This window comes from Marinobacter nauticus, assembly GCF_003634635.1.
GTDB classification, from domain to species: Bacteria; Pseudomonadota; Gammaproteobacteria; order Pseudomonadales; family Oleiphilaceae; genus Marinobacter; species Marinobacter nauticus.
This window is the reverse complement of record NZ_RBJB01000007.1, coordinates 55,490-77,919: the sequence shown is the minus strand read 5'-3', so window position 1 is coordinate 77,919 and position 22,430 is coordinate 55,490. Positions and strand designations below refer to the sequence as shown.

The following is a 22,430-nucleotide window of genomic DNA, read 5'->3' as shown; positions in this document are numbered from 1 at the left end:
GATATGCTGATGATCATCTCCCCTGCCAAGACTCTGGATTATGAGAGCCCACTGGCAACGGAAACCCATACCCAACCGGATTTCCTGGACGATGCCTGTGAACTGATTGACCAGCTCAAGGAGCTGGAACCACATCAGGTCAGCAACCTGATGAGCATCAGCGACAAACTCGGGCAACTGAACGCCGAGCGCTTCCAGACCTGGCACACACCGTTTACGCCGGATAATGCCCGGCAGGCCGTTCTGGCGTTCAAGGGCGACGTCTATACCGGTCTGGATGCCGAGAGCTTCAGTAATGAGGATTTCAGTTTTGCCCAGAAACACCTGCGGATTCTTTCCGGCCTCTACGGACTGCTGAAACCGCTGGACCTGATGCAGCCCTACCGACTGGAAATGGGCACCCGGTTTGAAAATACCCGGGGCAAAGACCTGTACGCGTTCTGGGGCAGCAAGATTACCGATGCCCTGAACCAGCTCCTGGCCAGCGACGACAAGGTGCTGGTGAATCTGGCCTCCAATGAATACTTCAAGAGCGTGCAGAAAAAACACCTGGACGCCCGCCTCGTTACCCCCCAGTTCAAGGACTGGAAAAACGGCCAGTACAAGATGATCAGCTTCTACGCCAAGAAAGCCCGGGGGCTGATGTGCCGTTACGCCATCCAGAATCGAATTACCCAGGCTGATGATCTCAAAGGCTTCAACCTGGAGGGGTACTATTTCAGCGAAGACCAATCCGATAACAACAACTGGGTTTTCCTGCGGGACGAGCAGTAGTCAGGCGGTTTTCCGACCTGTGTTTAACACCTTCAGACATCTGTTGATATCGGAGTAGCAATGAACGAAGCAGTATTTTCCCAGATCGCCATGCTGGTGTTTCTGACCGGCCTTATTGCCTGGATGGGCTTCATCGTTTGGGATCTGGCCAAGAAATCCCAGGCCGGCAAATTTGGCACTATCGCGCTGTTTACCGTGCTTGGCGCCGGCGTTGTCGGTTTTATCGTGAAAACCGTGCTGGTGGAGGTTATGCAGATCTGACCGGCCTGCCGTCACTTTACGGCTACCGCCTGGTAGCCGTATCATCCCTCCCCCTTTTTCGATTCGACAAGCTCCGACCTGACGCAAGGATTCAGACCCATGTGGTTTCGTAATGCCCGTGTTTTCCGTTTCACCAAACCTTTCGATATTTCCGCTGAAGCGCTGGAAGAGAAACTCCAGGCGGACGCATTCAAACCCTGTGGCCCTCAGGAAACCAATCGCCAGGGCTGGGTTCCACCCCTGGGTAAGCATGGCGACCAACTGGTGCACAGCGCCAACGGTTATCACCTGATTGCCCTGAGAAAAGAAGAGAAGATCCTGCCCGGGCCGGTGGTGAAGGAGGCTGTGGAAGAGCGTGCCGAAGCCATTGAGCTGGAGCAGGGCCGAAAGGTGCGCCGGAAGGAAAAAGACGAACTGAAAGAACAGGTGATGCTGGAAATGCTGCCGCAGGCGTTTTCACGCAACCGCCGATGCTTTGCTTACCTGGCCCCTCAGGACGGCGTGCTGGTGGTTGATGCCGGCTCTGCGAAACAGGCCGAAGATCTAGCCTCGACCCTGCGCAAGAGCCTGGGATCACTGCCTGTGCGACCGCCGGCGGTTGAGCAATCCCCCGCCTTCACCTTCACCGGCTGGCTGAACGAAAGCATCGATCACCCTGCCAACATTACCCTGGGCAGCGAATGCGAACTGAAAGACCCGTCAGAAGATGGCGGCGTGGTACGCTGTAAAGGCCTTGATCTCAAAGCCGACGAGATCCGCAACCACCTGGAAGCCGGCATGCAGGTAACCAAGCTGGCCCTGACCTGGGACGACAATGTCTCGTTCGTACTGGACGAAGAGCTGGGCATACGCCGGCTGAAATTCGGTGAAACCCTGCAAGAGCAATTGGACGACGTCGATGTCGACGACGCCCTGGCCAAGTTTGATGCAGCTTTCACCATCATGACTCTGGAGCTGTCACGGCTGATTCCCGGGCTGCTGGAAGCCCTGGGCGGAGAAGATCGCTCCGCCATCGTCGAGGAGTAAAGGAACGGGGGGCTAAAGATGCCCCCCTTTGCCCAGCCGTTCCTTCTGCCAGTCTTTCTGCGGCTCGTTCAGTACCAGTCGCAGATCCATCACTTCTTCCTCCGGGTTGTATTTGATTTCGAACCCCAGATGCTCGGCCAGCTGCAACATCGGCCGGTTGTCCGGCAACACATTGCCGATCATTTCCATGGTGCCCCGGGCACGGCAATAATCAATCATCTTCTGCATAAGGGCCACGCCCAGGCCTTCGCCTTTCATCCGGTCATCTACCATGACGGCGAACTCGCAACGCAGATTGTCGGCATCGGTCCAGGTACGCACGGTACCCAGGGTCTCCTCGCCTTCACCATCTTCACGGGGCGCATTGGCGATGAACACCATTTCCCGGTCATAGTCGATTTGCACCATCTGGGCCACGTCTTCCCGGGAAAAATGCTTGCGGTACTGGAAGAATCGGTAACGGATGGATTCCGGAGACTGATGCTCGTGAAACAGCCGATGAGCAGGCTCATCCTCCGCCAGCACCGGGCGAATAATCACGCGGCGACCGGATTTGGGCAATACCAGCCACTCCTCCAGCTCTCGCGGGTAGGGCTGGATAATGGGCTTGATCGGATGTTCATCCAGGTCAATGGCGATGTTTACAGCAACGGCGCCCTGCTCATTGAATAGCAATGGCGAGATTTCCAGGCCCTTGATCTCCGGTATATCGATCACAATCTGTGACAGCGTCACCAGGGTTTCGGACACCGCCCGGATATCCTCTTCCGGCTTCAGGCTGTGTTCTTTAAGCAGTTTGTACATGTAAGTACGCCGCAGCAGCTCGCGGGCCAGCACCATGTTCAGGGGCGGCAACGCAATCTGGCGATCGGTCATGATATTGATCTGGGCACCGGCTGCCCCGCAAACCACCAGCGGCCCGAACACCTCATCACGAGTGATCCCCACACTGAACTCGATGCCGCCAACATGCTGGTAGGAACGCTGGACGGCAAAACCCAGGAACCCGCTTTTCGGGAAATGCTCCCGATATTCGTCCATCAGGAAGCGACAGCTGTCGATGATCACCTGTTCGCTGTTGAGCTTTTTGACCGTGCCCTTATAGCGGCGCTGGGTCGGGCTCAGATCCAGGAACGGATAACACACATCTTCGTGGATAACAGTTACATCAATGGGGCGGCGCTCGACTGCGAAGACCTCCAGCACCTCTTCCACGTCATCACAGTAGACGGTTTCAATGGTATTGATGCCGTAGTCGCAGATCACCCGCCGGGCTTCCCGGTTTGACAGATGCCGCCGGCCATCCCGCAAGGCCCTGGCGACCAGTTTGCGGGTGTTGGCCCGGTCGGCGAAGTGGTCTGTAAACGATTCGGGCGTCTCGGTCAGCAGCCGCTGAATGCGCTGATGCCGAACATGCTGCATAAACGCCATTACCGCTTTTTCCGGGTTAAAGAACGATGGCAGCCCAGCCCGGTAAAACTCTTCCCGGGAATCCATCACCGTGCTCTGCCCCAACCAGCAGGTAAAGATGTTCAGGCGGGTGCCCTTGGACGCCTGCACCACGGAATCGGCAATCTGCAGGCTGTCTTCGATCAGTGTGGGTGCGTACATCACCAGTACGTTAGCCACGTTAGGGTCCTTCGCCAGAATCTTGATAGCCTTGCCATAGAGCTCGGGCGTAGCATCATAGTTAAGGTCAATGGGGTTCTTGCGGGTCCAGTACGGCGGCAGCAGTTCTCCCAGTTCCCTGACCGTATCTTCCGACAGCTCCGCCAGTTCACCGCCGAGATCCGCCAGCCGATCCACCGCCAATACGCCGGGGCCCACGCCGTTGGCCATGATGGCCAGGGATTCCCGACGCAGCGGGCGCATCCGGGTCAGGGTTTCCAGGGCATCAAACATCTGGCCAAGCCCGTCCACCCTCAACACACCGGCGCGCTGAAGCATGGCATCGTAGACCGGGTCGCTGCGTTTGATACCAGCGGGCAAGGCATGGGTAAACCACTCGGATTCGGGCACCCGTCCGGATTTCACCGCAATCACAGGCTTGGTTCGGGAGGCCACCCGCACCGCTGACATGAAACGCCTGGGATTGGGGATGTTTTCAATGTGCAGAAGAATCGCCCGAGTCTGGGTGTCCTGGGCCAGATAGTCGATCAGGTCGTCGTGATCGATGTCCATGCCATCGCCCAGGGTCAGGAAGTAAGAGAAGCCCACCCCCCTGGCAAAAGCCCAGTCCAGCACCGAACTGGCAATGGTGCCGGACTGCCCCACGAAGGCAACGCGGCCGGGAATGGCCCCCATATGGGCATAGGTGGCGTTCAGATGCCGCGCCGGCACCATCAAACCGATAGTGTTGGGGCCCAATACGCGGATGCCGGTCTCCCGGGCGGCATCGCGCACTGAATACATCAATGGCTGGCCGGTTTTACTGTGAGTCCGGGACATGCCCCCAGTCATTACAATGGCGGTGCGCACGCCGCATTCACCGAGTTTCCGGATCATTTTCGGCACCGTGTCCGGCGGGGTACAGATGATCGCCAGGTCCGGACTGAAATCCAGTTTGGACACTTTGCGCACACAGGGCACCCCGTGCACGTTTTCGTAGTCGCTCTGGTTGACCACCACGAGCCGGCCCGGATAGCCGCCGCCCAGCAGGTTCCGCAACACCATACCCCCGAGGTTGTCAGCGCGTTCCGAGGCGCCAATAACGGCAATGGATTCAGGATTGAACAGGCTTTCCAGATAGCGGGTACTCAACGCGGCTCTCCCAGTGGTGTGCGCGACAGGAATGTACAAACTTCAATAAAACGGCTTGCTTATCAGTGTATACCTTATCTTAGGTGGCGATTTCATGATGTAAATCGACTAACGAGTTATTAGACCAAAGAAATACGACAGGCTTCGGTTATCCCTGATAACATGAATGCGATAATAAGCATATTCAGGTTCAGGCATTACCCATGACCACGGCATTTTTTTCCCACGACGACTGCAAGAAACACAACATGGGCCCGGAGCACCCGGAAAGCCCTGAGCGTCTTTCAAGCATTCTCGCCTACCTCGCGGATACCAACCTGCAACAGGAACTGGACTGGGTTCGTCCGGAAGAAATCACCCGGGACCAACTGCTGACAGTGCATCCGGAAAGCTATCTGCACCAGTTGGACCTGATGCAGCCAACCCGGGGCCGGGTGTTCACCGACCCGGACACCGCGATGATGCCGGACACCCTGAGAGCAGCGAAGCTGGCCGCGGGGGGCAATGTGCAGGCTGTCGATATGGTGATGAGCAGCCAGGTAACCAACGCTTTTGTCTGCGCCCGGCCACCGGGACACCACGCCGAACGTGCCAAGTCGATGGGGTTCTGTTTCTATAACAATATCGCCCTGGCGGCGATGCGGGCGCTCACCTTCCATCACCTTGAGCGGGTGGCCATTGTCGATTTCGATGTGCATCAGGGTAACGGCACGGTAGATATTGTCAGTGGTGATGAACGCATACTGATGTGTTCCAGCTTTCAGCATCCGTTTTATCCGCATTCCCACGTGCACCGGCAGGCCGACAATATTGTCAATGCGCCGATTGCAGCCGACTGTTCAGCGGCTGAGTACCGCAAGACGGTTGAAGCCGCCTGGCTCAAGAAACTGCAGGATTTTCGTCCGCAACTGGTGTTGATCTCGGCAGGCTTTGACGGGCATCGGCTGGACCCCATGGCGGAGCTGAATCTGGAAACCGAGGATTATCGATGGTTAACGGAAATGCTGGTGAGTGTCGCCCATGACCACTCCAACGACCGCATCATCTCCACGCTGGAAGGCGGGTATCACCTGAAAGCCCTGGCAGAGGGTGTGGCCGCGCACCTGGAAGTCCTGAACGCAGTATATTGAAACTCGGGATGGCGTGTTCCGGCTATCCCGAAAACTCGCTCCCCATACCGTTAGCCTGCAGCAGTTCCGGGCGCTCACCCTGGCGTTGCAAACGAATGGTGGTGCGGCGGTTATCAGCCGGCCGGCGGGAAACCGGATACTGATCACCGTGGGCCCGGACCGTCAGCATAGTCTCATCGATTCCCCTGGATTTGAGATACTCGGCCACCACGTTGGCTCTTTCCTCCGACAGCGCGCGGTTATCAATCCGGCTACCAATACTGTCGGAATGGCCGTCCACGAAGATTCTTTCTACCGTGCTGTCGGCCATCACGTAGGTCACAATATTGTCGAGCAGGTTCATGTCTGCCTGTGACAGGCTGGCACTCCCGCTGGCAAACGGAACCCGGCTGCGCCGAACCTGGTCGAAGTTAACCGGCAGCAGACTGGCAACGCATTCACGATAGCCGGCGTACGGGCCGGAAAAATTCACATTCGACAACTGCACCCGCACGGGCTGGCCGCTGTATACCGCGGCTCGGGTTACTGTCGGCTGCATACCTCGGGACAACCCCTGGGCAATCAACACCGCTTCCCGATTCCCCAGGTTCACCGAGCGCGGACTATCCGTTACCTGCACAGCACCAATGGGGCTCGGTGGAACTCCTGGCCGCCAGGGCGGCGCTTCAACCACTAACTGGCCCTGGCCGGGGCGCATCACACTCAGATCCGATTCGAGATAGAAACGCAGGTCTTCCCCTGCCCGGTGCCTGAGCACGGCGCGGCCAAAGCCAGGAACCTCATGGACAAGGGAACACTCAAAGACCGACTCGGAGAGATACCACTGGCTGTTTTCAATACCGGCACCATAACTGGATGACAGCACAGGCGCAGAGGGCAATGACATCAACCCTGCCGTAGCCAGCAATTTCAGCAATCTGCTCTGCCTGAAGAACCAATTGGGTGAAACCATAGGAATGCCCCGTGGAGCCTTTAAACCAGTGAACTAACCGGTTAACGGCGACCCGACCGGGAACTTGAGCCGGATAACTTACGATCAGGTTAAAAACATCTGCTTTTCGCTTCTGATATAATCCGCGAAATTTTGCGCTCGCTTTCGGATACCTTCTCATGACCCGACAGATAACCATCACACGCCCGGACGACTGGCACCTGCACGTGCGCGACGGCGACATTCTGAACGATGTGGTACCCGCCACCGCCGCCTGCTTCGGCCGCGCTATCATCATGCCTAACCTGGTACCGCCGGTAACCGATGCCAGCGCAGCCATGGCGTACAGGGATCGCATTCTGGCCGCGGCCCGGGGAACGGACTTCCAGCCACTGATGACCCTGTATCTGACCGAGAGCACCACCGCCGGGACCATTCGTGAAGCCAAAGCCGCCGGCGTAGTGGCAGCGAAACTGTACCCGGCTGGCGCCACCACCAACTCTGCCTCCGGCGTAACGGACATTCGCAATATCTACCCGGTGCTGGAGGCGATGGCGGATTGCGGCATGCTGTTGCTGGTACACGGCGAGGTGACCGACAGCGACATCGATATTTTCGATCGGGAAAAGGTGTTTCTGGAGCGGGTTCTGGCACCAACGCTGGCAGCGTTCCCGTCGCTCCGGGTGGTTCTTGAGCATATCACCACGGCCGATTCGGCCGAATTTGTCCGTAGCCACCAGGGCAATAACCTTGGAGCAACTCTCACACCACAGCATCTGATGTATAACCGCAATCACATGCTGGTCGGCGGTATTCGCCCACACCTTTACTGCCTGCCCATCCTCAAGCGCAACAAGCATCAGCAAGCACTCAGAGAGGCGGTGGCCAGTGGCGATCCCCGCTTCTTCCTGGGCACGGATTCTGCCCCACACGCGAAAGACAAGAAGGAAGCCGCCTGCGGCTGTGCTGGCTGTTACTCCGCCTACGGCGCCATCGGCCTGTATGCCGATATCTTCGAGGAACTGGGCATTCTAGACAAGCTGGAAGCCTTTGCCAGCTTCAACGGCGCCGATTTCTATGGCCTGCCCCGGAACACCGACACCGTGACGCTGGTGCGGGAACCCTGGACCATGCCGGAGAACCTGCCTCTGGCCGGCGGCGGAATTGTTCCGTTGAAGGCTGGCGAAACCGTTAACTGGCGCATGGCGTAAACCCTATTCATTCACTACCACGAACATCGGAGTTCGAGTGTCAGACGAAAACAAACAGCCCCACCCCATGTCCCAGCGCTTTCGCGGCTTTCTGCCGGTGGTGGTCGACGTGGAAACCGCCGGCTTCAACCCGGAACGTGATGCTCTGCTGGAAATCGCTGCCGTAATGCTGACCATGGATGAGGATGGCTGGCTGCGCCGGGGCGAAACCCACGTGCAGCAGATCGACCCGTTCGAAGGCGCCAATCTGGAGCAGTCGGCCCTGGATTTCACCGGTATCGATCCCTGGAATCCGGAGCGGGAGGCGGTACCGGAACGGGAAGGCCTGAGCGAGATTTTTTCTCCCATCCGCAAGGCGGTAAAAGAACACGACTGCAAGCGCGCGGTCCTGGTGGGCCACAATGCCACGTTTGACCATAATTTCGTTTTCGCGGCAGCGCTGCGGGCCGATATCAAACGCAACCCGTTCCATCCATTCTCGACGTTTGATACCGCTACCCTGGCGGGCCTCGCCTACGGCCACACCGTGCTGGCCCAGGCCTGTAAACTGGCGGGCATTCCCTTCAGCAACAAGGAAGCCCACTCGGCCGCCTACGACGCGGAAAAGACAGCAGACCTGTTCTGCGGCATCGTCAATCGCTGGCGTGAACTGGGCGGGTTTCCGCCGCCGCCAATCGAAATTGCCGAAGAACCCCAGGAATGAAATCTCCAACCTGAAACGAAAAAACCCGCCGAGGCGGGTTTTTTTCTTGGTTTAAAACGACGATTACCAGTATATCCCCCGCATAATCGCCGCAAAGGCCACCTGCTCGGTAGAGACTTTCGGCTTTTCGCCGGACTTGCTGCCAGCGGCTGCTGGAGAATCCGGGAACATCCGGTAGCCAGTGTTCATAATGATCTCACCCATCTTCGGTGCCAGCGCATGCAGAACCTGCGCGAACACGCCGAGACGGGTGGCAATGCGCTTGGGCCGGTACACAATCGCATCCGCCACCATCTGCGCGGCTTCATCCGGTGTCAGCGTCGGCACGGAATCGTAGATCTTGGTGGGCGCGATCATCGGCGTTTTCACCAACGGCATGTTGATGGTGGTGAAGGTCACGTTGCGATCCGACCATTCCGCAGCGGCACAGCGGCTGAACGCGTCCAGTGCGGATTTCGAGGCGACATAGGCCGAGAAACGCGGAGCGTTGGTAAGTACCCCGATGGAAGAAATATTCACCACGTGCCCGCGGCGACGCTCCAGCATGGCTGGCGCAAAGCCCATGATCAGCCGAACGGAGCCAAAGTAGTTCAGCTGCATGGTCCGCTCAAAATCGTGGAACCGGTCAAAAGACAACGCCAGCGAGCGGCGGATGGAGCGACCCGCGTTATTCACCAGTACATCCACGTGGCCGTGATTGTCGAGCACCGTCTTCACAAAGCGGTCGCAGTCGTCCATGTCCGAAAAGTCGCACTGGTACGCATGCACGTTGCCACCCTTGGCCTCCAGACTGGCCGCCACTTCATCCAGAGTTTCCTTGGTGCGCGCACCAATGACCAGAATGGCACCGGCCTCTGCCAGTTTCTCTGCCGTTGCCAGGCCAATACCCGAAGTTGCGCCGGTGACCACGCAAACCTTACCTTCAACCGTGCCCTTGAGGGTGCGGTCCTTGAACAGATCCGGGTCCAGATTGCGCTCCCAGTAGTCCCAGATCACCGGGGCATAGGACGGCAGACGCGGCACCTCAATGTCTGTGCCCTTCAGAACCCGCTCCAGCTCCCGGGTATCAAAACGGGTCGGGTAATTAATGAAGGACATCACCGAGGGCGGAATGCCCATGTCATCCAGAAGCGCACCAGTAATGCGCTTGACCGGAGGCAGATTCTTGATGCTCTGGCGAATAAACGGCGGAATAAAACCGAACATCCGGGAATCGATGCGCATACCCATGCGGGGGGCATGGCCGGCCTCGCAGAAAATATTGAGGATCTCACCCACCTTATACGGATCGGAGTCCACCAGATGGAAACAGTTGCCATCTTCGCCTTCCAGATGGGCAATGTGATCCAGTGCATCGACCACGAAATCCACCGGCACAATGTTCAGCCGGCCACCTTCAATACCGATGGTGGGTACCCACTGGGGCAACGCATGACGGATCTTCTGAATCATCTTGAAGAAGTAATAGGGCCCGTCAACCTTGTCCATTTCGCCGGTTTCCGAATGGCCAATGACCATGCCAGGGCGGTAGATGCGGAACGGAACCTTGCACTCTTCACGCACAACTTTTTCGGATTCGTGTTTGGTGCGCAGGTAAGGATGGTCAAGCTTCTCGGCTTCTTCGAACATATCCTCCCGGAAGATACCCTTGAACAGACCCGCTGCCGCGATGGATGACACGTGATGGAAATGCTTGGCGCCCATGGCTTCTGCAGCCTGAACAGCCGCCCTGGTGCCTTCGATATTGGTGGCGGCCTGGGCTTCTTCGTCCGCGCCCATGTCGTAGACCGCGGCAAGATGGAATACGTGGTCGATATTTCCTTTCAGTGATTTCAGCGTTTTCGCGTCAATACCAAGGTTTTTGCTGGTGAGGTCGCCGATCACAGCCTTCACTTGCTTGTCGTCTGCACCCCAGCGCTCCCGGAGCCGCTCCAGCTTGTCCTGGGACTGCTCGCGAACCAGAACATACACGGTGCCGCCGCGCGCCAAGAGTTTCTCAACCAGAAAACGACCGATAAAACCGGTGCCGCCTGTCAGGAAATAATTCATAGGTACTCCATTCTGCCTGTTGTGTTTTTTGTCTTTAACCGACACAGATACGACTAAAGTCGTAGCTGATTCCATCGGTCGGCAATTCTACTTAATTGCAACCCTCATGTATCGAACTTTTTTAGAGTTTTTACTCTGTAACCCATTGTTTTTGTTAGAGTCATTACTCTAAAAGCAGCCAGCTCCACCTCACTCCCTGTCCGGTTTATCGACACAATGTGATTGAGATTAGCACAAGAAACCGCGACCACCGCATTGGGTCATTTAATTACGACCAGGCAATGCAAGAGGTTCTTACCAATGACATAATCGGGAACTTCCAGCGCCATCCGGCGTCACTAACCGAGCCAGACATCAAGGTTTAAAAGAAACTGCCATGCCGAAAAACAATCCGAACACCGAACGCTATATTGCCATCGCCCGTGCCTGCCTGAAGGCCATCAACGACACCGCCGCCGACAGTGGTTCCCGGGAAGACAAGATCCAGGCCGTATACCAGGCAATCGACAAGGCGTTTCAGGCCGAGTTTGCCGATTATCGACAGTCCGTTGCGATCATGGCGACGTTGCTGGAGCGGATCGCCTCTGGTGAACTCGACGCTGACCAGGCGGCCAAACTCGCGCGCCAAACCATAGAACAGAAACCTGACAGCGCCAAAAACAACCAGATGCACTGATCCCTTTTCCGACCTGAACGCCATTCCGGAACCCGAGGCCCCATGACTTCGAAACATCCGTTACCTGTTCGATCTCGCTACGCTCTGCTGCAGAGGCTGTTGCTGGTCGTCACCGTGTTACTGGCTCCACTGGCGACAGCCAGTGTGTCACCCACCCAAAGTCCCAATGATCCGAACCAGTATCGGTTCATCGAACTCGACAATGGCTTGCGGGTGATCCTCGCTTCGGACCCGGAAACAGACAAAGCCGCCGCCTCCATGAACGTTGCCGTGGGCAGCGGAAACGATCCGAAAGAGCGGGCTGGCCTGGCGCACTTTCTCGAGCACATGCTGTTTTTGGGCACCGAGAAGTACCCGGAGGCAGGCGAATACCAGCAATTTATTCGCAGCCACGGCGGCAGTCATAACGCGTTCACAGCGTTTGAGGACACCAACTATTTCTTTGATGTCGAAGCAGAGTTTCTGGAGCCGGCACTGGACCGGTTCGCCCAACAGTTTTCTCATCCGCTGTTCACGCCGGAACTGGTGGATCGTGAGCGCAATGCCGTCCACTCCGAGTACAGTTCCAAGCTTAAAGATGACGGCCGGCGCCTGCTTTCTGTCAGGAAGGCGGCGGGCAATCAGAAGCATGCCTTCAGCCAGTTTGCGGTCGGCAACCTGGAGACCCTGGAAAATACCGAAGGCAACCCGCTTCGGCCTGACCTGATTCGTTTCTGGGAAGAAAACTATTCGGCGAACATCATGACCCTGGCAGTCTACGGCCCACAGCCGCTGGATGAGCTGGAACGCATGGTGCAGGAGCGCTTTGGCGCCATCGCCAACCGTAACCTTGAACCCAAGGTTCACCCTCACCCGCTGTACGACACCTCCCCGTTGCCAGAGAAAGTGACAGCCGAGACGCTGAAAGACAATCGCAGCATGACGCTGTCTTTCCCGATCCCCTCTCAGCAGCGTTACTATAAAAGCAAACCTGCAGCCTACGTTGCCAACCTGCTGGGCCACGAAGGCCCCGGCAGCCTGTTTGACGTTCTGAAACGCGCAGGCATGGTAGAAAGCCTTTCCGCAGGCACAGGGATGGACACCGGCGAACACGCCACTCTCGACATCAGCATGTCGCTCACCCGGGAAGGCCTGGAACACCAGGATGAGATCATTGCCCTCACCTTTGAATATATAGATCGTATTCGTGACAACGGCATCAGCCAGCAACGCTTCAACGAGATGCGACAGCTGGCCATGATTGATTTCCGTTTCCGGGAACGCGCTGAAGCGCAAAGCGAGGCCATGCGACTGTCCAGACTCCTCAAGGACTATCCGCCTGAAGATGTTCTAAGCGCCCCCTGGCTGCTTGAGCGGTATGCCCCAGAGCAATACAGGGCGATCCTCAATCAGCTGAAACCAGCCAACCTTAAAGTCTGGATTGCTGCGCCCAACCTGGACGCGAGCGAGCCGAACCTCACGCGGTGGTATCAGACGCCCTGGGTCAGGACACCCCTGAACCTCGATAATCCGGCAGCTCCCAGCCTGGCTGAACAGCTTGCCCTGCCCGAATCCAACCCCTTTGTTCCAGAAGATCTCGAACTGGTGGGGGGGGACAGCATGGCTCACCCGGAGAAAATTGCCGAACTGGACGGACTGGATATCTGGTACGCCCGGGATACCCGTTTCGCCACTCCGAAAGCCAATCTGTTTGTCAGCCTGAGAACGCCGGCAGCGCGGGAATCCGCCCGGAGTTCAGTGCTCACACAACTGCTGGTGGACGCCATTAACACCAACCTCAACGCCTGGGCCTATTCTGCCCGGCTGGCCGGGCTGGACTACAGCGTCTACCCCCATCTTCGTGGTGTTACCATCCGTGTCGGCGGCTACAGCGACAAGCTGCACAAGCTGGCTAACCAGATACTGCTGGAGTTCGCCAATCCCGCCCTTACCGAACAGCGATTCAGGATCGCGCGACAGAACCTGATGGATGCTCTGGAAAACAAGAGCAGAGAACGGCCGGTGCAGCAGACTTCGGAATTTGTCCAAACCGCCTTGCTGGAAGGCACGTTTCCCGTGGAGGAGCGCCTGGCCGCTGCGCGCGACGTCACACTGAATGAGCTGAGGGGGTTTGCCGGCAGTTTCCTCGCCCGCACTGATCCCGTCATGCTCGCCCATGGCAACCTGACACAGGCCAGTGCCCTGAATATGGCCAGACAGGTACAGGCTCTGGTGCTGAACGATCACCAGCGTACCAACGTGGATCGGGCGCGAATTCGCCAGCTGCCTCCGAGCCAGACCGCCGCGCATCTGGCGGTTGAGCACCCCGATACCGGTTACACCTTATACCTGCAGGGCAACAACACTTCCTACGCGGAGCGAGCCCGGTATCGGTTGCTGGCACAAATCATCAGTAGCCCGTTCTATGAGGAAATCCGGACCACGCGCCAGCTCGGATACATCGTCTACGCGACCGCGTTCGAGATTCTGGAAACGCCGGCGCTCGGGCTGGTTGTGCAATCCCCATCCGCTGATGCATCTGCCATCGACTCGGCCGTCAAGGAATTCAGCCAAACCTTTGCGCAACAACTGGCGGAGATGGATGACACCCGGCTTAAGCGGGAAAAACAGGCGGTGATCAGCCAACTGCTGGAGCGTGACCGGCAACTGAGCGAAGTCTCCAGCCGATACTGGCGGGAGATCGACCGGGAAAATGCCGAGTTTAACAGCCGACAAGCCCTGGCCGACGCTATTCGGAACGTATCGCTGGAAGAACTGAAAGAGACCTTCGAACAGGCCATGCTTGAACGACAACGTGCTCTGCTGGTCACCACGGGAGGCGATGCCGTGAATGATGAGGCGATCCTGCAGAACCTGCGGGACCTGGGCCCTGTACCGAAGGATTGACGAGAGATACTACGAACCTGCCCGGCGATCATTCGCCTGCCGGGCGGGTTGTCGGGTTAACGAAGCCGGTTACAGATCCACCGCAAACTGATTGAAATACACCACAGACCCAGTGCCGGTCCCCACATTCAGAATGCTGAATGCCACCTTGCCCTTCTCCTGAATAAAAGCAAACTTGTCGCTTTCATTCTTCACTTCGTAGTTCTCGGTGTCGTTTTTCTTCTCGTTATACACAGACAAGGCTCCGTCTTGGCTGCCATGACGAATCTGGGCCATGGAGACAATAATCTGGGGAATATCCTTTGCCTTGTTGAACGTCAGAATCCAGATGCCCGAGTCGTTGGTGGGCAACATCACCTGCACAAAGCCTTTCTCGGCGCCATCCTGGTATTTAGAGCTGGCCAGGTCGTTCATGCCAACCCAGTAGGAGTACCAGTTGCCTTCCAGAGCAACGTCAATGGTGTCAAATACCTTGACCTTCACACTGTTGTCGGGGTCGCTGACACCCAGCTGTTTCACAACGGTAGTCAGCAGGGATTTCGTGCCCTCGCCGTAGGAGTCAAAGCCACCAAAACTCTGAGCCAGACTGGCTTGGGAGAAAGACACGACCAGCAACAGCGCAAGCAACTTGTAGAACTTCATGCAGATTTCCTTTTTATCCGGTACTTGATCCGACGGCTCCGCGCCATCCCCTGCCTGAAAACAGGCAGGGCCTATGATAGTCAGCGACTACCCACGTGATCTACCCGGAAACGGCAAGACAGCGTGAACAAATGAAAAATGACGGCCTTGAGCCCGCTGCCTCAGGCCGTTATCATACCGCCTCCTTTACGATGCCCCCGTAGCTCATCTGGATAGAGCGTCCCCCTCCTAAGGGGAAGGTAGCAGGTTCGAGTCCTGCCGGGGGTACCATTCTATTTTCAGGCTGCCCGCGGATCCGTTTCTCCTACCCCGGGCTGACTTCGGTGCCCGTCGCGAAATGCCACCAGGCTATCAACCCCGGAAAAATCCACCAGGTCACGGAAATCCAGCCAGTCCACCAGACAATAGAGACAGATGGCGGGATAGTTCCACTGCTTAAACTGCCCCGCTTCCACCATGGCGGACAGGGTTCGCAGCGTTGTCATGATGCGTTCGCGCTGAAGGTTATAGAACATTGCATCCTGGCTGGTATCGATTCCGGACCGCTCAGAAAGCAGCATGGTTACCGCAGAATCATTGGCTCCATCAATCAGCGTTAACTGGTTCTCCTGGTCCCAGGTGAGAGCGTCAAGCCCAAGCTTCTGACCAAGATATCGGGCAATAACCCGTGAGTCATAGAGTTCCTGATCGCCATCAATCAGTACCGGGATTTTCAGGGTGGGATTAGTACGCCGCAGCTCATCACGGTCTTCCCCATAAATATCGAGATTGATGAACTCGTATGGTTCATCGCTCAGCAGGAGCCGAATGCGGCGTACATAAGGCGACGTGATAGATCCAATCAGTTTCATGATACCTCCAGGGAGCCAGGGTCAGGACCCCAGCAAGGATTCGGGGTCTGTATAGGGGTGCCCGGTAGCGTCTGCGACTTCCCGATAGGTGACTTTCCCCGCAGCGACATTGAGACCGGCCTTCAAATGCGGGTCTTCCTTCATCGCCCGGTCAGCCCCCTTGTTGGCCAGCGCAACAACATAAGGCAAGGTCACGTTGTTCAAGGCCAGCGTGGATGTGCGCGCGACGGCGCCGGGCATGTTGGCAACACAGTAATGCACAACGCCATCAACAATGAAGGTGGGATCATCGTGCGTGGTTGCCCGTGAGGTTTCAGCACAACCTCCCTGATCAATGGCCACATCAACAATCACGCTGCCCTCGGGCATCCGGCGAATCATATCCCGGGTAATGAGTTTCGGAGCCGATGCACCCGGAATAAGCACGCTGCCAATAACCAGATCGGATTCAGTGACCGCCTGGTCAAGCGTCTGAGTAGTTGAGAACAAGGTGGTCAGACGATTCCCATATCGATGATCGAGTTCCCTGAGCACGTCCATATTGCGATCCAGTACTGTCACCTGGGCCCCCATACCGATGGCCATGGCAATGGCATTCTGACCAACCACGCCCCCGCCAACCACCGTTACTCGCGACGGTGGGACACCGGGCACACCTCCCAATAACACGCCGCGACCTCCCATGACCTTTTCCAGGCAGTGAGCCCCCGCCTGAATGGCCATTCGTCCGGCCACTTCCGACATGGGTGCCAACAAGGGCAAATGGCCGGTACGGTCAGTCACGGTTTCGTACGCGATACAAGTGGCCCCAGAGCGCACCAGGTCGTCAGTCTGGGGTTTGTCCGGCGCCAGATGCAGATAGGTGAAAAGGGTGTGCTCCGGCTTCAGCATCGCCCGCTCTTCAGACTGGGGCTCCTTGACCTTCACGATAAGCTCGGCCAGCTCGAAAACTTCCCTGGGGCTTTCCACAATGTGTGCCCCTGCCTGCCGATAATCCTCATCGGAAAAGCCGATGGCGACACCTGCACCAGTTTCGACCAAAACCTTGTGTTTATGGCCACACAGTTCATGAACCGCCGCCGGCGTCAAACCAACCCGATATTCGCGGTTCTTGATTTCCTTCGGTACACCAATCTTCATGCGCTACTTCCTTACGGCCGGCCCCAATGGCCCTCTGTTGCAGTGTAGTCAAGGCTATCGGTCAGCACTCACTCCTGATAAATCATCTTGCGCGTCATGCCTCCGTCCACCACAAAATTCTGCCCGGTGACGAAGCCAGCCTCGGAGGAAATCAGGTAAGCCACCAGCGTAGCGATGTCTTCGGGCCTGCCAACGCGGCCGGCCGGATGCTGCTGGTGATCCGCTTCTGACAGAGGCTCGACAGCCTGCTCGCTTCCCTGCCAGTCACGGGTATCTATCCAGCCCGGGCTGATACAGTTCACCCGTATTTCTGGTCCCAGGCTAATGGCCAACGCATGGGTCAGTGCCACAAGGCCGCCCTTGGTGGCGGCGTAGGCTTCAGTATCCGGCTCTGATTGCAGGGCCCGTGTGGAGGCCATATTCACAATCACGCCCCTCGCCTTCCGGAGATACGGTATCGCATGTTTGCTCACCAGAAACGGCCCGGTCAGATTGACATCCATTCGACGCTGCCACTGTTCAAGGCCCAGTTGTTCTATCGGGCCGGTATGAGGGTCCGCAATGCCAGCGTTGTTAATAACGGCATTCAGGCCACCACCCCAGTGCACCGTTTGGGAAATGATATTCTCAACATCCGCTTCGCTGGCAACGTCGCCTGCCAGAAACACGACTTCACCCTCTGCGTTGGCAACCAACTGTTCACCTACGGCTTGGTCAGTATCACAGACTGCCACTTTCCAGCCCGCCGCCGCCAGGTGCAGCACTATGCCTCGGCCAATTCCCTTCGCGCCTCCTGTCACCAGGACTACCTTTTGCATTCGTTCCAAGTCTGCCTCCAACGGTTTCGGTTCCGTCAACACTATTCAACGGGCTTTGCGCCGGACGGAATGATTGCTGCAGTTTAGCAGCAACTGATTGATACGGTTTTCGCCGATGCCTGTTTCTACAGGTTAGAATGCCCGCCTGCCCACACTACCGGAAACCAACCATGGCCCGCTTTAACGAAATTGGCACCGCAACCATCCCCGGCAACGGCACCCGCTTGCGACTGCTGCAACGTAATGACGAGTTTTCCATCAAGATTGCCGGCGCCCCGGGTGAACTGATGAACAGCCGCTTACATGGTTCGGAGGATGCACTCGCCACCCTCGCCTGTGAACGCCTGAGCCATCTGCCCGCGCCACGGATCCTGATTGGCGGGCTGGGTATGGGCTTTACCCTGGCGGCAGCGCTTTCGGCTACAGGCGATCAGGCTCAGGTGACGGTGGCAGAGCTGGTTCCCGAGGTAGAAACCTGGAATCGCGGACCATTGGGCGCAGCCGCCGGCTACCCTCTGGACGATCCCCGGGCCGCCGTTCACATTGGCGATGTGGCAGAACTTTTGCGGCAGGGCGATGGCAACTGGGACGCCATCTTGCTGGATGTGGATAACGGTCCGGAAGGCCTTACCCGTAAAGAAAACAACTGGATCTACTCTCCGGAAGGCATCGCCGCCGCCCAGAAATCCCTGAGCAACGACGGCATTCTCGCCTACTGGTCGGCCGGTCCGGAACAGGCCTTTACCGAACGCTTGCGGCGCGCTGGCTTTTCGGTGGAACCCGTTGTTGTTAGAGCCCTGCGTCCGGGTAAAGGCGCCCGTCACACAATCTGGCTGGCCTGGTAATTTAGGGGATGGCGGGCGATTCCCGACCGGTTTGTTGCCATACGGTCATTCGAAATACAGGTTCAGGTGTACTAGGGTTACTGATGAAGCCGCTATGTTTTGACGAGGATCTGGTCCTCGGCGAAACACTCAGGAGGTCTTTCCATGAAACCCTCAGTGAGTATTACCGGTGAACAGGAAGCCCATAAAGTAGCCGCAATATTCGAGACAGAAACCGATGCCAACGGCGTTGCAAGGGTGCTGTCGCAGGAAACCAGTCTGGATCACGAGCAAGTCATTGTTGTAAGCCCCCAGGACCAACACCCGGGTGAAGAGCTGGAGCCAGAGAATCAGGGCATATGGCAAACGCTGGTGCGTTCGCATCTCTGGCTCGGTATCGGCGGTGCAGTCGCAGGCTTTATTGTGTTCCTGATACTGAGCGCTATCGGCGTGGGGTTTATTGCCCAGAATGGCGTGGTTGCCGCAGCCGTTCTCGCGGCGCTTGGCCTGATACTTGGCCTGTTTTTGGCCGGAGGCGTTACTCTACGGCCTGACCACACACCTTATGTTGCCAAAGCACAGTCGGCTCTGAAGGACGGCAAGTATGTACTGACCGTGCATGCCTCCAGTGCTGAGCAACTCAAGGAGGCCACGACGGTTCTGAAAAACCGGAACGTCCAGTTAGTGCGCACTATCTGAGCCTCCGCCCCCGGAGCCAAGTTATTGGTAGCAACCAGAGCACGGTGGCCAGTAGCCAACGCGTAAGCAACAGCAGTGGCAGCAGTACAAGGAACCATCCTGGTATCTGCACCATCCAGGCCGGCACGCCCAGTACCCGGGCAGCGCCGGCGAATACGTCGTTCAGTAAGGCGGGGTGTTTGACAACGACATAGACCAGAGCCACCGCAGCGGGCCACTTTGCGTTGCTAACCATAACCGAAGCCATGCGCCCGGCCCGCGCGAGGCGGGAAGAATAGGCCGCGGAACGGGCGGTGACACTCGAGGCTCTTGCAGTACCTGCTGCCGCCCGACCGGCTTTCAGGAATTTCACCGCACTGCCAATAATCAGCGCGTCTACGGCGGCCCAGCCGACATCTTCCATGCGGATCGGCTGATCGGTACGGTACCGGGATTCCAGAGTCCGGATGCCACTGGTGAAGAACTGCGTAATGCCCTCTGTAATCCGCTCCGTCCAGATCCACTCTATGTTGTTGCCATCGGCCCCGACCACGAACTGGCCCGTGAAATCCTGCCCTTCTTTATTGGCGAAGTTGACGGCATACCAGGCACGCTGTTCCGGCGTCAGGACTTTACCGGTGCCGGCAACCCGGTTCATCATCTCAATCGAGCCGACCGGATTCTGATAAAAATGCATCACAGGAGGCATCAGATACTCGCCATGGGCTCGTAGGGCCTGCCGAAATTCCGGTTCTTCACCAAACAGATCCATTACAAACCTGGTCCACTCGGGGTATACCTGCAACGCGGCCTGAGCTTTCAGCAACAGCAGGCGGTCGTCCCGGTAATCCAGCAGGAGCGCCTGCAGAGCCAAGGCTTCGCCCAGCAGCGGTGATTCCGTACCGAATTCATTCTGGGCATGCAGGCGCACAAGCCGTTCTTCAACCGGTTGCGGTTGCAAGCGTACTGACACCAGAACGGCCACCACCAACGCGAAAAGCGCCAGCCACAATAGTCGCCGTCTGGGCCGGGACTGGAACAGTGCGGGCTCTGTCATTCAGTACTCCTGCTATAAAAACCTCAGTCTACATGGAAAATCTCCAACATGAAGGCTGACACATGTCAACATCGGTTACAGAAAACAACTCTAGGTGGGTATACCCGTTGCAAAAAACGGATACCATGTCCTTATAACCTCGCTTTCGTCCGACGGCACCTATGGATATCTTCGAGCAGAAACGCCGCATTATCACCACTGCCATCGTTGCAGTTGTTCTCACTGGAATCAGTATTGCCGTGGTGGTCTCCACCCCCCTGATCAATCAGATCCATACCCAGGCCGCAGACACTGCGAGCCTGGTGGCCGATGCCAAGGCCGAGAGCGTTCGGGCGGTATTCGATCAGCATCAGGATCTGGCGCGACAAACCGCCAGTCGCTCTGAGCTCGCGCGGGTTATGGTCGAATACAACAGGGGAAACCTGGCACTCGCTGACTTGCGGACCTTTTCTCGCCCCAGGCTTGACGATGCCGCAAAAAACATCGACAACCTTGCCGCCATCGTCCGGTTTGATGCCAGTGGCGCCGAAGTTGTGCGCGTCGGGCCTCTGGACGATCAACTTCCCGCTGACCTGCCTATGCCATCCGGGCTTGATATCCAGTCCTACCCGGTAGGGGTAAATAACGAAGCGAGGCCGTTACTGCACGTCATCGCTGCGATACGCGTGGATGAACAGATCGTAGGCTATGATCTTCTGCTGTTCGAACTCTCCTCACTGATTCCCATCTTTCGCGTGGATGCGGACTCCAGTCTGTGCCTGCTTGATGTCGAGAGAACGCGGCGACTGATCTGGACCGAGGGTAGTCATCAGTTTCAATTGACAACACCCAATGGTTGCCTGGCCGAACAGGAAGGTATCGATTACAAACCAGACCTCGACTTTTTCCGGGCTTCGCTTCCAGACGGCACCCGTGTGCTGGCATTCATAAGACTAGTGGAAGGATATGGCTGGGAAATCCATATGAATGCCAGGACTTCCAGTGTGTTCGGTAAAGTGATCGAAGACATTGTTATCAGTGTTGTGCTGATACTCATGCTCTCCGCCCTTGCCGGCACAATGGTCTGGCGTTCACTGATGCCGATTGTGCATGCACTGGTCAACCAGGCCTCCCAGATTGCCCGGTCTACCGATGAGCTTCGGCTGGCCCAGCAGGTCTTTAACCACACCCACGAAGCCATCGTGATTTGTGACACCGGTTTACAGGTTATTCGTGCTAACCCGGCCTTCAACGAGATTACCGGCGCAACAACGAAGACACTTCGCAATACAAACCTGATGGCATTTATCGACAGTGACAGATGCAAGGAGATAGACCGGGAAGAAATCCACCGGCATCTTGTCGCGGAAAATGCCTGGCAAGGCGAGGTCTGGCTGACCGGGCCCGATAATGATCCGTTCCCCAACCTGCTGACGGTTTCGCCGGTACGCAATGCCCGGGGACAAATCCAGCAACTGATCCTGACATTCAGCGATATTACCGCACGGGTACAGGCAGAAAAGCAGATGTTCCGGCTGGCACATTTCGACAAACTCACTGGCCTGCCAAATCGCACGGCCCTGGAAACCCACCTGGAACAAGCCATCGAGCAGGCACGGCGCCAGCATCATCACTTCGCTCTGATGTTCCTGGATCTGGACAAATTCAAACCGGTAAACGACACCATGGGCCACCAGGCTGGCGATGAGCTGCTACGGAATGTCGCGAGAAGGCTCAAGCACAGTATTCGGGCCAATGATGTGGTGGGGCGCCGGGGTGGGGATGAGTTCGTGATCATAACCGGGCCATTGACCAACGATGCCGATGCCCAACCCATTGCTCGCAAAATGATCCAGGTGCTGAATGAGCCGTTTCACATTCAGGGCCAGACTGTGCACATTGGTGCCTCGGTGGGAATCGCCTTGTACCCGGACAACGGCCAGACCGCTGAGCTTCTACTGGCCACCGCCGACAAGGCCATGTATTCCGTGAAAACCAGCGGCAGGAACAACCTGGCGTTTGCCTGAGCGGCAA

Annotated in this window: 19 protein-coding genes and 1 tRNA gene; 12 read left to right on the top strand and 8 right to left on the bottom strand. The window is 57.2% G+C overall.

Annotated elements, in window-relative coordinates; translation table 11 throughout:
- The first annotated feature begins 3 nt into the window (after positions 1 to 3).
- From yaaA to rdgC, 3 genes are all read left to right on the top strand, one after another.
- A complete protein-coding gene (yaaA, locus tag C7436_RS17910) occupies positions 4 to 774 on the top strand; it encodes a peroxide stress protein YaaA (protein WP_121208651.1) in 771 nt (256 codons plus the stop codon).
- Between the two features lie 60 nt (positions 775 to 834).
- The gene (locus C7436_RS17905) at positions 835 to 1,035 is read left to right on the top strand and encodes a DUF2788 domain-containing protein (protein ID WP_011785959.1); all 201 of its coding nucleotides are present in this window, start codon (positions 835 to 837) and stop codon (positions 1,033 to 1,035) included.
- A 99-nt stretch (positions 1,036 to 1,134) separates the two neighbouring features.
- Entirely contained in the window at positions 1,135 to 2,061 is a 927-nt protein-coding gene (gene rdgC, locus C7436_RS17900) for a recombination-associated protein RdgC (protein WP_022992894.1), read from the top strand.
- 12 nt (positions 2,062 to 2,073) lie between these two features.
- Here the strand turns inward: rdgC and C7436_RS17895 are convergent, their stop codons facing one another.
- Complete coding sequence (locus C7436_RS17895; RefSeq protein WP_014421963.1) at positions 2,074 to 4,821, bottom strand: bifunctional acetate--CoA ligase family protein/GNAT family N-acetyltransferase; 2,748 nt, start codon at positions 4,819 to 4,821, stop codon at positions 2,074 to 2,076.
- Between the two features lie 203 nt (positions 4,822 to 5,024).
- Here C7436_RS17895 and C7436_RS17890 point away from each other — a divergent pair, with 203 nt between their 5' ends.
- Complete coding sequence (locus tag C7436_RS17890; protein WP_022992893.1) at positions 5,025 to 5,951, top strand: histone deacetylase family protein; 927 nt, start codon at positions 5,025 to 5,027, stop codon at positions 5,949 to 5,951.
- Positions 5,952 to 5,973: 22 nt separating this feature from the next.
- Here the strand turns inward: C7436_RS17890 and C7436_RS17885 are convergent, their stop codons facing one another.
- On the bottom strand, positions 5,974 to 6,903 hold the full coding sequence (locus tag C7436_RS17885; RefSeq protein ID WP_121208650.1) for a flagellar protein MotY: 930 nt from the start codon (positions 6,901 to 6,903) through the stop codon (positions 5,974 to 5,976).
- 158 nt (positions 6,904 to 7,061) lie between these two features.
- On the opposite strand from C7436_RS17885, the gene pyrC reads away from it, so the two are divergent.
- Together pyrC and rnt are read left to right on the top strand one after the other, a co-directional pair.
- On the top strand, positions 7,062 to 8,093 hold the full coding sequence (gene pyrC, locus C7436_RS17880) for a dihydroorotase (RefSeq protein WP_121208649.1): 1,032 nt from the start codon (positions 7,062 to 7,064) through the stop codon (positions 8,091 to 8,093).
- A 37-nt stretch (positions 8,094 to 8,130) separates the two neighbouring features.
- The gene (gene rnt, locus C7436_RS17875) at positions 8,131 to 8,796 is read left to right on the top strand and encodes a ribonuclease T (protein ID WP_011785965.1); all 666 of its coding nucleotides are present in this window, start codon (positions 8,131 to 8,133) and stop codon (positions 8,794 to 8,796) included.
- A gap of 63 nt (positions 8,797 to 8,859) precedes the next feature.
- Here rnt and C7436_RS17870 read toward each other — a convergent pair whose 3' ends face one another.
- Positions 8,860 to 10,845 (bottom strand): SDR family oxidoreductase, encoded by a 1,986-nt coding sequence (locus tag C7436_RS17870; RefSeq protein ID WP_014421967.1) that lies wholly within the window; start codon positions 10,843 to 10,845, stop codon positions 8,860 to 8,862.
- A gap of 376 nt (positions 10,846 to 11,221) precedes the next feature.
- On the opposite strand from C7436_RS17870, the gene C7436_RS17865 reads away from it, so the two are divergent.
- Both C7436_RS17865 and C7436_RS17860 read left to right on the top strand, forming a co-directional pair.
- Complete coding sequence (locus tag C7436_RS17865) at positions 11,222 to 11,521, top strand: hypothetical protein (protein ID WP_121208648.1); 300 nt, start codon at positions 11,222 to 11,224, stop codon at positions 11,519 to 11,521.
- A gap of 42 nt (positions 11,522 to 11,563) precedes the next feature.
- Positions 11,564 to 14,407, top strand: coding sequence for an insulinase family protein (locus tag C7436_RS17860; protein ID WP_121208647.1), 2,844 nt, complete (start codon positions 11,564 to 11,566; stop codon positions 14,405 to 14,407).
- A gap of 69 nt (positions 14,408 to 14,476) precedes the next feature.
- Here the strand turns inward: C7436_RS17860 and C7436_RS17855 are convergent, their stop codons facing one another.
- Positions 14,477 to 15,049: a hypothetical protein gene (locus tag C7436_RS17855; RefSeq protein ID WP_011785969.1), complete on the bottom strand. Its 573-nt coding sequence runs from the start codon at positions 15,047 to 15,049 to the stop codon at positions 14,477 to 14,479.
- 193 nt (positions 15,050 to 15,242) lie between these two features.
- On the opposite strand from C7436_RS17855, the gene C7436_RS17850 reads away from it, so the two are divergent.
- A tRNA-Arg gene (locus tag C7436_RS17850) sits at positions 15,243 to 15,319 on the top strand.
- A gap of 8 nt (positions 15,320 to 15,327) precedes the next feature.
- Here C7436_RS17850 and C7436_RS17845 read toward each other — a convergent pair.
- The 3 genes from C7436_RS17845 to C7436_RS17835 form a co-directional block, all read right to left on the bottom strand.
- The gene (locus tag C7436_RS17845) at positions 15,328 to 15,900 is read right to left on the bottom strand and encodes a glutathione S-transferase family protein (RefSeq protein WP_121208646.1); all 573 of its coding nucleotides are present in this window, start codon (positions 15,898 to 15,900) and stop codon (positions 15,328 to 15,330) included.
- A gap of 21 nt (positions 15,901 to 15,921) precedes the next feature.
- Positions 15,922 to 17,040 (bottom strand): alanine dehydrogenase, encoded by a 1,119-nt coding sequence (gene ald, locus C7436_RS17840; protein ID WP_121208645.1) that lies wholly within the window; start codon positions 17,038 to 17,040, stop codon positions 15,922 to 15,924.
- Between the two features lie 68 nt (positions 17,041 to 17,108).
- Positions 17,109 to 17,858 carry an SDR family oxidoreductase gene (locus tag C7436_RS17835; RefSeq protein ID WP_211329895.1) on the bottom strand — a complete coding sequence of 250 codons (750 nt, stop codon included), beginning with the start codon at positions 17,856 to 17,858 and terminating at the stop codon, positions 17,109 to 17,111.
- A gap of 170 nt (positions 17,859 to 18,028) precedes the next feature.
- Between C7436_RS17835 and C7436_RS17830 the strand changes: the two genes are divergently transcribed.
- Together C7436_RS17830 and C7436_RS17825 are read left to right on the top strand one after the other, a co-directional pair.
- The gene (locus C7436_RS17830; RefSeq protein ID WP_121208644.1) at positions 18,029 to 18,703 is read left to right on the top strand and encodes a spermidine synthase; all 675 of its coding nucleotides are present in this window, start codon (positions 18,029 to 18,031) and stop codon (positions 18,701 to 18,703) included.
- Positions 18,704 to 18,847: 144 nt separating this feature from the next.
- On the top strand, positions 18,848 to 19,381 hold the full coding sequence (locus tag C7436_RS17825; protein ID WP_121208643.1) for a hypothetical protein: 534 nt from the start codon (positions 18,848 to 18,850) through the stop codon (positions 19,379 to 19,381).
- Here the strand turns inward: C7436_RS17825 and C7436_RS17820 are convergent.
- Positions 19,374 to 20,417, bottom strand: coding sequence for a hypothetical protein (locus C7436_RS17820; RefSeq protein WP_121208642.1), 1,044 nt, complete (start codon positions 20,415 to 20,417; stop codon positions 19,374 to 19,376). The two genes, C7436_RS17825 and C7436_RS17820, sit on opposite strands and share 8 nt — an antisense overlap.
- A 161-nt stretch (positions 20,418 to 20,578) precedes the next feature.
- Here C7436_RS17820 and C7436_RS17815 point away from each other — a divergent pair, with 161 nt between their 5' ends.
- The gene (locus tag C7436_RS17815) at positions 20,579 to 22,423 is read left to right on the top strand and encodes a sensor domain-containing diguanylate cyclase (protein WP_121208641.1); all 1,845 of its coding nucleotides are present in this window, start codon (positions 20,579 to 20,581) and stop codon (positions 22,421 to 22,423) included.
- Positions 22,424 to 22,430 lie beyond the last annotated feature (7 nt).